Raw genomic sequence first — 10,454 nt, forward strand, 5'->3', positions numbered from 1 at the left:
AGAGATTTATCGAAGTCGAATTCATCCCAACGCGCGAAACGTAACTCACTGGAACGCACAAAAGTTAGTAAGGAAAGCTCGACAGCGATCCGTGTCATTACACGGCCACGATAAGCAGCAAGCCGAGCAAGAAACTCAGGGAACCGGCTTGAGGGTAAAGCGGGGTAATGTCGCGCTTTGGTTGTCGATAGCGCACCGGCCATATCACTGGCTGGATTTGATTCGATGTAATCGTTCTGTACGGCATAACGCATGATCGCCGTGACGCGCTGTTGCAAGCGATGAGCGACGTCATGCTTTCCACTGGCATCAACTTTTTTAATCGGGGCTAACAGGTGGCTGGTTTTGAGCTGGCGAATGTCGGACGAACCAATATGAGGAAAAATATAAAGCTCAAGATATCGAAGAACGCGCGATCGATGGTCTTCACTCCATCGCTTGTTACATGCATGCCATTCACGAGCAATGGTTTCGAAAGTATATGCCCCTGAATTCTCGGCTTGAGCTTCTTTCTGCTCGGCTTTTGGGTCAATGCCCTGCACTAACAGCTTTTTAGCTTCATCGCGCTTTGCTCTTGCCTGAGCAAGAGTCACTGTAGGCCAAACACCAAAAGCAAGGCGATCCTCTTTTTTGTCTGAGGGGCGTCTGTATTTCATGCGCCAGTATTTAGAACCCTTGGCCGACACTTCAAGATACAACCCCCCGCCATCGGCCATTTTGTAGGTTTTGTCTTTCGGCTTTGCGGTCTCGACCTGTCTGGTGTTGAGCTTCATTTGGGGGCACATTTCTAATCGAAGTTAAGATGCCCCCAATTATGCCCCCAATGACATCCGGATTTCAACGGACTACCTCGGACAACTCGGGATAGAAAACTCTCTGCAAGCGTTGATTCTAAAGGGTTTGGTGGACTTACTCGGATGGTCTTGGAAGTACTAATGGTGCCGAAGGCCGGACTCGAACCGGCACGTATTTCTACGGTTGATTTTGAATCAACTGCGTCTACCGATTTCGCCACTCCGGCACGGAAAGGTATGCGGAAAACGTTGTGAATTATACCTGTCACACGCCACCATGCAAGCTTCAGCGCATGCCAATCTCGCTAAGTGTCGAAAAAAACAACACAACTTAACGGCGGTCACAATTGCCTTAATCCCCCGTTCTACCAGGCACCCCGCCCCCACATGCTCTACACTCTCAGTTCAACACCACACTGAGAGATACACGATGTCTATCATAAAAAGCTACGCCGCGAAAAACGCAGGTGGGGAACTGGAAGTCTGGGAGTACGATGCCGGAGAATTGCTGCCGGAAGACGTTGAGGTGAAGGTCGATTACTGCGGGATCTGCCACTCGGATCTGTCGATGATCGACAATGAATGGGGGTTCTCACAGTATCCGCTGGTTGCCGGTCATGAGGTGATTGGTCACGTGGTGGCGCTGGGCAGCGCGGCGCAGAATAAAGGGCTGAAGATTGGTCAACGCGTCGGCATTGGCTGGACGGCGCGTAGCTGCGGGCACTGCGATGCCTGTATCGATGGCAACCAGATAAACTGTACCGAAGGGTCGGTGCCGACCATCCTTAACCACGGCGGCTTTGCCGATAAACTGCGCGCCGACTGGCAGTGGGTGATCCCGCTACCGGATAACATTGATATCGAAACCGCGGGCCCGATGCTGTGCGGCGGTATCACCGTGTTTAAACCGCTGCTGATGCATCATGTCACCGCCACCAGCCGAGTTGGGGTCATTGGGATTGGCGGGCTGGGGCATATCGCGATTAAGCTGCTGCGCGCAATGGGCGCTGAAGTTACCGCGTTCAGCTCTAATCCTTCCAAAGAGCAGGAAGTGCGGGCGATGGGCGCTGACCACGTGGTCAACAGCCGCTCTCCGGAGGCGCTGAAAGAACTGGCTGGCCAGTTCGATCTGATCATCAACACCGTCAACGTTGACCTGAACTGGCAGCCGTACTTCGAAGCGCTGGCCTCCGGCGGTAACTTCCACACCGTGGGCGCGGTGCTGACGCCACTGCCGGTGCCGGCGTTCACGCTGATTGGCGGCGACCGCAGCGTCTCCGGTTCGGCGACGGGTAACCCGTTTGAGCTGCGCAAGCTGATGAAGTTTGCCGGGCGCAGCAAAGTGGCCCCGATTACCGAGCTGTTCCCGATGTCAAAAATCAATGACGCCATCCAGCACGTGCGTGACGGCAAAGCCCGTTACCGCGTGGTACTGAAAGCCGATTTTTGATGTTTATCCGGCGGCGCTCCGCCGCCGGTTCTTGCTTCAGAGCATTACCCTTTCGTGAAGGCCGCAAAGACTTCCGCCACCGCAACTGCGCCTGGGTCCGGCACGCCGTTGAGGTTGTCGCTGTTCACATACGATGCGCGCCCCGCTTTCGCCTTCTGCATGGTTGCCGTGCTGTCTGCCCCCTGCTGCGCTGCGGTAATGGCTTCCGCCAGCCCGTGATCGCGCAGCGCCTCCAGCGCCGGTTGCAGGGCGTCGATTAACGTGCGGTCGCCGGGTGCCGCACCACCGTAGAACTTCATCTGCTTTAACCCTGCCAGCAGCGCCGTCGCCAGCGGTTCTCCCTGCGCTAACGCTTGACCGGCGGCGGTAAAGAACAACGACATCAGTACGCCGCTGGAGCCGCCCATCACCGTGGCCAGCCGTTCACCGATGAGCTGTAGCAGCTGTGCCGGGTTGTTCAGCGGCAGCGCGTTCTGTTTCAGCAGCGTGGCAATATCCTGCGCCCCAAGCGCGAAGGTCGACCCGGTATCGCCATCGCCAACTTTGGCGTCCAGCGCGTTCAGGCTGTTCTCAAGCCCCAGCAGCGTTTGGGTGGCCTGCGACACCAGCTTATGCATCTGCGCGTTCTCCGAGGGCTGCACGTCCAGAGCATCGTGCACTTTGGCATGCGTATGGGTTCTAAGCGGCGCAAAAGCTACGGCTTTTACCCAGCCAGTGGTCTCAGCGTCGGCCAGCAGCGCGCCTTCAATGGCCTGATTCAGGATCATCAGCGACAGCGAGAAACCCTTCATATCCAGCGAGCTGACCAGCGTCGCCGGACCAATCAGATAAGCAATCTGCTCGCGCAGCGACGAGTGTGCGAGCTCTTTGGTGAGCAGCGCCATCTCCAGCTCCGACACGCCGCCGAGGTTGTTGATCAGCACCGCTACCCGGGCGTCACCCACTGCCGCTTTTAGCGTCTCAACCAGCGTTCCCACCAGCTGCTTACTGTTATGGCTGCTCACCGTCGAAGCGCCCGGCTCACCGTGAATGCCCAGCCCCAGCTCCACCTGCCCCGCTTTGATGCGGTCTTCCGTTTCCCCTCCGGGCAGGTTGCAGCTCTCCATCGCCAGCCCCAGGCTGAAGACGCTATCGCAGGCCTGCTGCGCTAACTCGCGCACTTCGCTGAGCGTTTTCCCCTGCTCCGCCGCATGGCCCGCCACCTTATGGACCAGCGCCGTACCCGCAATGCCGCGTGGCTGTTTGTTGTCCGGCAGCGCAACGTCGTCGGCGACAATCACCATCTCTACCTTCAGGCCGTAGCGTTTGGCCTTCTCTGCGGCGAGGCCAAAGTTCAGGCGGTCGCCGGTGTAGTTTTTGACAATCAGCAGGCAGCCGCGGTCGCCGGTGACCGCGACGATGGCGTTCAGTACCGCATCCACGCTTGGGGAGGCGAAGAGATCGCCGCAGACGGCGGCGGTGAGCATCCCTCTGCCCACAAAACCCGCGTGCGCTGGCTCATGGCCAGAACCGCCGCCGGAGATAATCGCCACCCGGCTTTTATCCCAGTCGCCGCGGGCCACTACGCGAATAGCGGGATCGATATCGAGACGCACCAGATTACCGTGGGGTGCGGATAACACTAACCCTTCAATGGCATCGTCGACCAGCTGTTTGCGATCGTTAAAGAAGAATCTGGACATAACCTTCCAAAAAAAAGAAAACCGTATGCAAAGCATAGTCCGCACTGGATAACGCGCCGCAAAACAGACAATTTAACGCGTCGGGATGCCGTTGTTTTGCCTATACTCGACGCAGAATAAATGGAGGATTACCCATGAGCGCACCTTTGCTGATTGCACGCACCCAGGACACGCAGCTTGAATTGCTGCCCAATATGGCCAACCGCCACGGGCTGATTACCGGTGCCACCGGCACCGGGAAAACCGTTACCCTGCAAAAGCTGGCCGAGTCGTTCTCAGAGATCGGCGTGCCGGTGTTTATGGCCGACGTAAAAGGTGACCTCACCGGCGTTGCCGAGGAAGGCCAGGCCTCCGAGAAGCTCACCGAGCGGTTGACGAAAATTGGTGTCACCGACTGGGAGCCTCATGCAAACCCGGTAGCGGTATGGGATATCTTCGGCGAAAAGGGCCACCCGGTGCGGGCCACCGTGTCTGACCTTGGCCCGCTGCTGCTGGCGCGTCTGCTCAACCTCAACGAGGTGCAGTCCGGCGTCTTGAACATCATCTTCCGTATTGCCGACGACCAGGGGCTGCTGTTGCTGGACTTCAAAGACCTGCGTGCGATAACCCAGTACATCGGCGATAACGCCAAATCCTTCCAGAATCAGTACGGTAATATCAGCAGCGCCTCGGTGGGTGCCATCCAGCGCGGGCTGCTGACGCTGGAACAGCAGGGCGCGGAACACTTCTTTGGTGAACCGATGCTCGATATCAAAGACTGGATGCGTACCGATAGCAGCGGTAAAGGCATTATCAACATTCTCAGCGCCGAGAAGCTGTACCAGATGCCGAAACTATACGCCGCCAGCCTGCTGTGGATGCTGTCCGAACTGTACGAGCAGCTACCGGAGGCGGGCGATCTGGAGAAACCCAAGCTGGTCTTCTTCTTTGACGAGGCGCACCTGCTGTTTAGCGATGCGCCGCAGGTGCTGCTGGATAAAATCGAGCAGGTGATCCGCCTGATTCGTTCGAAGGGCGTGGGCGTCTATTTTGTTTCGCAGAACCCGTCGGATATCCCCGATGCGGTGCTCGGGCAGCTTGGCAACCGCGTGCAGCACGCTCTGCGCGCCTTTACGCCGAAGGATCAGAAAGCGGTGAAAACCGCCGCGCAGACCATGCGCGCGAACCCGGCGTTCAGCACCGAGCAGGCGATTCAGGAGCTGGGGACCGGAGAAGCGCTTATCTCCTTCCTCGATGAAAAAGGCAGCCCGTCGGTGGTTGAGCGGGCAATGGTGATCGCCCCCTGCTCGCGAATGGGGCCGGTGACCGATGACGAGCGCAACGGCTTAATTAACAACTCGCCGCTGTACGGAAAATATGAGGATGAAGTCGACCGGGAATCGGCGTTCGAGATGCTGCAAAAAGGAGTGCAGAACAGCGCGGGCCAGGCGGACGCGCCGCCGGTGAAAGGCCAGCCGCAAAACGCCGACGATGGCCTACTGGGCGGGCTGAAAGATATCTTCTTTGGCACCACCGGGCCGCGCGGCGGTAAGCGCGATGGCATAGTGCAAACCGCGGCGAAAAGCGCCGTACGTCAGGTGACCAATCAGATTGTGCGTGGGATGTTGGGTAGCCTGCTGGGCGGGCGGCGGCGTTAGTTCATCATCGCCGGTTTGCCGGATGGCGGCGTAAACGCCTTATCTGGCCTACGATTCGTAGCCCGGGCGAGCGGCAGCGACCCCGGGGCTAACTCCAGCGTTGAAAACGTATTCCATCAAAATGCAGGCATAAAAAACCCGGCGTAGCTTTCGCCTGGCCGGGCTACAAGAGAGGTTACGCTTTTCGTATCATTAGCCAGAGGCTTATCAGGAAGAAGCTGGCGCTTGGCAACAGCGCGCCGATAATCGGCGGAATACCGTAGACCAGCGTCAGCGGGCCGAAGATCTGATCGAGCACGTAGAACACGAAGCCGAAGCTGATCCCGGTCACCACGCGTACGCCCATCGGGACGCTACGCAGCGGGCCAAAGATAAACGACAGCGCCATCAGCATCATCACCGCCACGGAAAGCGGCTGGAACACTTTGCTCCACATATTCAGCTGGTAGCGCCCGGCGTCCTGGCCGCTGGCGTGCAGGTACTTCACGTAGTTGTGCAGCCCGCTGATGGAGAGCGCATCCGGGTCCAGCGCCACAACGCCGAGCTTGTCCGGCGTCAGGGTGGTTTTCCAGGTGCCGCTCACCGTCTGCGAACCGGTAATCTGTTTCGGATCGCTGAGGTTAGATTCATCGACCTGCGACAGACGCCAGACCTTCTGTTCGGCATCAAATTTGGCGCTGGCCGCGTAGCGCACCGACTGCAAACGGCGCTCGGTGTTAAAGCTGTAGATGCTCACGCCGCCCAGCTCGTCGTTGCCCTTCACTCGCTCGATGTACACAAAGCTGTGGCCATCCTTCGCCCACATCCCCTGCTGGGTTGAGAGCAGCGAGCCGCCATACATCTGCTGCGCGCGGTAGTTACGCGCCATCTGCTCACCCTGCGGCGCGACCCATTCGCCCATCGCCATGGTCAGCAGCACCAGCGGGATGGCAGTTTTCATCACCGACAGCGCCACCTGCATACGGGTGAAGCCAGAGGCCTGCATCACCACCAGTTCGCTACGCTGGGCCAGCATCCCCAGCCCTAACAGCGCACCAAGCAGCGCGGCCATCGGGAAGAAGATCTGCACATCTTTCGGCATGCTGAGGAGAGTATAGATACCCGCCCCCAGCGCGTCGTAGCTCCCCTGCCCGGCCTTTTTCAGCTGGTCGACAAATTTGATAATGCCGGACAGCGACACCAGCATGAACAGCGTCATCATGATGGTGGTGAAAATGGTTTTGCCGATATAGCGGTCTAGTACACCAAATGGCTGCATTATACCGCTCCTTTATTGGTCAGGCGGGCGCGGAGGCGACGCATCGGGACGGTATCCCACAGGTTCAACGCCACGGCCAGCGCGATATACAGCAGGTTAACCGACCACATCCATACCGCCGGGTCGAGCTTGCCTTTGCCCGCATTCGACTTCAGCGAGGTTTGCAGCAGGAAGAACACCAGATACAGCAGCATCGCCGGCAGCATTGACAGCACGCGCCCCTGACGCGGGTTGACCACGCTCAGCGGCACCACCATCAGCGCCATGATAAACACCGTCAACACCAGCGTAAGACGCCAGTGCAGCTCCGCGCGGGCGCGGTCGGTATCGGTGTTCCACAGCGTGCGCATATTCATCTGTTCGGTATCGGTCGGGTCAGCCGTCACCGTCTGATGACCAATAATCGCCTGGTAGTTTTTGAAATCGGTGATCCGGAAATCGCGCAGCATGGCGGTACCTTCAAAGCGGGTTCCCTGATTTAAGGTCACCACCTGAGATCCGTCTTTGTTCTGCGAGAGATGACCGGTATCGGCCACCACCACGGAAGGGCGCGCGCTGCCTTTTGGCCGCAGCTGCGCCAGGAAAACGTCGTGGAAGCTAGCGCCATTCACGCCTTCAATAAATAACACCGAGTTACCGTCGGTAGACTGCTGAAACTGCCCCTGGGCCAGCGCCGCCATGCCCGGGTTCGCTTTGGCCTCCGCCAGCACCTCATCCTGATGGCGGGACGACCACGGCCCCACCCACATCACGTTGACTGCCGCCACGATACCGGTAAACAGCGCCAGCACCATCGCCGCTTTAATCAGCACCGCTTTACTCAGCCCGCAGGCATGCATCACCGTAATTTCACTTTCGGTGTACAATTTACCCAGCGTCATTAAGAGCCCAAGGAACAGGCTCAGCGGCAGAATAAGCTGCGCCATCTCGGGCACGCCGAGCCCCAGCAAAGAGAGGACCAGGTTTGTCGGAATATCGCCATCGACCGCCGCACCGAGGATCCTCACCAGTTTCTGACAAAAGAAGATCAAAAGCAGGATGAAGAGGATGGCAAGCTGGCTTTTTAGCGTCTCCCGCACCAGATATCGTATGATTATCACTATAAATACGCCCGTAAAAACCCGTCTTATTGCAGGAAAATAGCTTGTTTCATGGCTTAAACGTCATTTATTCTCTTGAGTCGTCGAAATCATCGCTAAGATTAAATGACTCAGCGGTTTCACGTTTCATGACCTGTTCTGACGTGCCAGGACCGTAATAACGTTAAGATTAACACGAAGTCACCGCAACAGCGGAAATGAGTTACGTAAGCTTGCAATTCTATCCGTAGCCACCGCCGTTGTCTTTAAGATTCAGGAGCGTAGTGCATGGAGTTCAGTGTAAAAAGTGGTAGCCCGGAGAAACAGCGGAGTGCCTGTATCGTCGTAGGCGTATTCGAACCACGTCGGCTCTCTCCCATCGCCGAACAGCTCGATAAAATCAGCGACGGTTATATCAGTGCGCTGCTGCGTCGCGGCGAACTGGAAGGCAAACCGGGGCAGACCTTATTGCTGCACCACGTACCCAACGTGCTGTCAGAGCGCATCCTGCTGATTGGCTGCGGGAAAGAGCGCGAACTTGACGAGCGCCAGTACAAGCAGGTCATTCAGAAAACCATCAACACCCTGAATGATACAGGTTCAATGGAAGCCGTCTGCTTCCTGACCGAGCTGCACGTCAAAGGCCGCAATAACTACTGGAAAGTGCGCCAGGCGGTTGAGACGGCGAAAGAGACGCTGTACAGCTTCGACCAGCTCAAAACCAACAAAAGCGAACCGCGTCGTCCGCTGCGCAAAATGGTCTTCAACGTGCCGACCCGTCGCGAGCTGACCAGCGGCGAGCGTGCGATTCAGCACGGCCTGGCCATTGCCGCCGGTATCAAAGCGGCGAAAGACCTCGGCAACATGCCGCCAAATATCTGTAACGCCGCCTATCTGGCCTCTCAGGCGCGTCAGCTGGCCGACAGCTACAGCAAAAACGTCATCACCCGCGTCATCGGTGAACAGCAGATGAAAGAACTGGGAATGCACTCTTACCTGGCGGTCGGCAACGGTTCGCAGAACGAATCCCTGATGTCGGTCATCGAGTATAAAGGCGTTGAATCGGCTGACGTTCGCCCGATTGTGCTGGTCGGTAAAGGCCTGACCTTCGACTCCGGCGGTATCTCCATCAAGCCGTCCGAAGGGATGGATGAGATGAAGTACGACATGTGCGGCGCGGCGGCGGTGTACGGCGTAATGCGCATGGTCGCCGAACTTCAGCTGCCGATTAACGTCATCGGCGTGCTGGCGGGCTGTGAAAACATGCCTGGTGGCCGCGCGTATCGCCCGGGCGACGTGCTGACCACCATGTCCGGCCAGACCGTTGAAGTGCTTAATACCGATGCCGAAGGCCGTCTGGTGCTGTGCGACGTGTTAACCTACGTTGAACGCTTCGAGCCGGAAGCGGTGATTGACGTGGCGACGCTGACCGGCGCCTGCGTGATTGCGCTGGGCCATCACATCACCGGCCTGATGTCGAACCACAATCCGCTGGCGCACGAACTGATCGGCGCGTCCGAGCAGGCGGGCGACCGCGCGTGGCGTCTGCCGCTGGGCGATGAGTTCCAGGAGCAGCTGGAGTCCAACTTTGCGGATATGGCCAACATTGGCGGCCGTCCCGGCGGCGCGATTACCGCAGGCTGCTTCCTGGCGCGCTTTACCCGTAAATACAACTGGGCACACCTCGATATCGCCGGTACCGCATGGCGCTCCGGTAAAGCCAAAGGCGCAACCGGTCGTCCGGTCGCGCTGCTGTCGCAGTTCCTGCTCAATCGTGCCGGTTTTAACGGCGAAGAGTGATGTAAAACGCCGGGTGGCGGCTTCGCCTTACCCGGCCTACAACGTCACTCAACCGTAGGCCGGGTAAGCGTAGCGCCACCCGGCTTTGCATTTAAATCCACAACAAGAAGCCCCATATCATGAGAAACGCAACGTTCTATATTCTGGACAATGACAACACCGTCGATGGCTTAAGCGCCGTTGAACAACTGGTGTGTGAAATTGCCGCAGAACGTTGGCGTGCTGGCAAGCGCGTGCTGATCGCCTGTGAAAACGAAAAGCAGGCTCTTCGACTGGATGAAGCTCTGTGGGCGAGACCAGCAGAAAGTTTTGTTCCGCATAATCTGGCGGGAGAAGGCCCCAGAGGCGGCGCGCCGGTAGAGATTGCCTGGCCGGAGAAACGCAATAGCAGCCCGCGCGACCTGCTCATCAGTTTGCGCGTTGGCTTTGCAGATTTTGCCACCGCTTTCACAGAAGTGATAGACTTCGTTCCTTACGAAGATTCTTTGAAACAATCGGCACGCGATCGCTACAAAGCTTACCGCGTGGCTGGTTTTAACCTGAATACGGCAACCTGGAAATAATGGAAAAGACATACAACCCACAAGATATCGAACAGCCGCTTTACGAGCACTGGGAAAAGCAGGGCTATTTCAAACCTAACGGCGATGAAAGCAAAGAGTCCTTCTGCATCATGATCCCGCCGCCGAACGTCACCGGCAGTTTGCATATGGGTCATGCTTTCCAGCAAACCATCATGGATACCATGATTCGC

At 57.6% G+C, this 10,454-nt stretch carries 9 protein-coding genes and 1 tRNA gene; 5 read left to right on the forward strand and 5 right to left on the reverse strand.

The window, feature by feature from the left end; all coding sequences use genetic code 11:
• Together ACK5JN_RS22010 and ACK5JN_RS22015 are read right to left on the reverse strand one after the other, a co-directional pair.
• The coding region (locus ACK5JN_RS22010; RefSeq protein ID WP_416872091.1) for a tyrosine-type recombinase/integrase at positions 1-773 on the reverse strand (773 nt) is incomplete at its 3' end.
• A gap of 163 nt (positions 774-936) precedes the next feature.
• Positions 937-1,021 (reverse strand) — tRNA-Leu (locus ACK5JN_RS22015).
• Positions 1,022-1,224: 203 nt separating this feature from the next.
• Here ACK5JN_RS22015 and ahr point away from each other — a divergent pair.
• The gene (gene ahr, locus ACK5JN_RS22020) at positions 1,225-2,244 is read left to right on the forward strand and encodes an NADPH-dependent aldehyde reductase Ahr (protein ID WP_416872092.1); all 1,020 of its coding nucleotides are present in this window, start codon (positions 1,225-1,227) and stop codon (positions 2,242-2,244) included.
• 44 nt (positions 2,245-2,288) lie between these two features.
• On the opposite strand, the gene ACK5JN_RS22025 is transcribed toward ahr, so the two are convergent.
• On the reverse strand, positions 2,289-3,926 hold the full coding sequence (locus ACK5JN_RS22025; protein ID WP_416872093.1) for a dihydroxyacetone kinase subunit DhaK: 1,638 nt from the start codon (positions 3,924-3,926) through the stop codon (positions 2,289-2,291).
• A gap of 134 nt (positions 3,927-4,060) precedes the next feature.
• On the opposite strand from ACK5JN_RS22025, the gene ACK5JN_RS22030 reads away from it, so the two are divergent.
• Entirely contained in the window at positions 4,061-5,563 is a 1,503-nt protein-coding gene (locus ACK5JN_RS22030) for a helicase HerA-like C-terminal domain-containing protein (RefSeq protein ID WP_416872094.1), read from the forward strand.
• A 175-nt stretch (positions 5,564-5,738) separates the two neighbouring features.
• Here ACK5JN_RS22030 and lptG read toward each other — a convergent pair whose 3' ends face one another.
• Together lptG and lptF are read right to left on the reverse strand one after the other, a co-directional pair.
• A complete protein-coding gene (gene lptG, locus ACK5JN_RS22035; protein ID WP_416872095.1) occupies positions 5,739-6,821 on the reverse strand; it encodes an LPS export ABC transporter permease LptG in 1,083 nt (360 codons plus the stop codon).
• Positions 6,821-7,921: an LPS export ABC transporter permease LptF gene (gene lptF, locus ACK5JN_RS22040; RefSeq protein WP_416872096.1), complete on the reverse strand. Its 1,101-nt coding sequence runs from the start codon at positions 7,919-7,921 to the stop codon at positions 6,821-6,823. The genes lptG and lptF overlap by 1 nt, the downstream gene beginning before the upstream one ends.
• A gap of 267 nt (positions 7,922-8,188) precedes the next feature.
• On the opposite strand from lptF, the gene pepA reads away from it, so the two are divergent.
• From pepA to ACK5JN_RS22055, 3 genes are all read left to right on the forward strand, one after another.
• Positions 8,189-9,700 carry a leucyl aminopeptidase gene (pepA, locus tag ACK5JN_RS22045; RefSeq protein ID WP_416872097.1) on the forward strand — a complete coding sequence of 504 codons (1,512 nt, stop codon included), beginning with the start codon at positions 8,189-8,191 and terminating at the stop codon, positions 9,698-9,700.
• Positions 9,701-9,819: 119 nt separating this feature from the next.
• Complete coding sequence (gene holC / locus ACK5JN_RS22050; protein ID WP_003830256.1) at positions 9,820-10,263, forward strand: DNA polymerase III subunit chi; 444 nt, start codon at positions 9,820-9,822, stop codon at positions 10,261-10,263.
• Positions 10,263-10,454 (forward strand): class I tRNA ligase family protein (locus ACK5JN_RS22055; protein WP_416872098.1); only part of this gene is annotated, 192 nt, incomplete at its 3' end. The genes holC and ACK5JN_RS22055, both read left to right, overlap by 1 nt.

The sequence above is a fragment of the Kluyvera sp. genome (assembly GCF_047971185.1).
Classification (GTDB): Bacteria; Pseudomonadota; Gammaproteobacteria; order Enterobacterales; family Enterobacteriaceae; genus Kluyvera.

Coding starts and splice junctions, on each gene's coding strand:
- holC (WP_003830256.1), top strand. CDS start 9,820: ATGAGAAACGCAACGTTCTATATTCTGGACAATGACAACACCGTCGAT.
- lptG (WP_416872095.1), bottom strand. CDS start 6,821: ATGCAGCCATTTGGTGTACTAGACCGCTATATCGGCAAAACCATTTTC.
- ahr (WP_416872092.1), top strand. CDS start 1,225: ATGTCTATCATAAAAAGCTACGCCGCGAAAAACGCAGGTGGGGAACTG.
- ACK5JN_RS22030 (WP_416872094.1), top strand. CDS start 4,061: ATGAGCGCACCTTTGCTGATTGCACGCACCCAGGACACGCAGCTTGAA.
- ACK5JN_RS22025 (WP_416872093.1), bottom strand. CDS start 3,926: ATGTCCAGATTCTTCTTTAACGATCGCAAACAGCTGGTCGACGATGCC.
- pepA (WP_416872097.1), top strand. CDS start 8,189: ATGGAGTTCAGTGTAAAAAGTGGTAGCCCGGAGAAACAGCGGAGTGCC.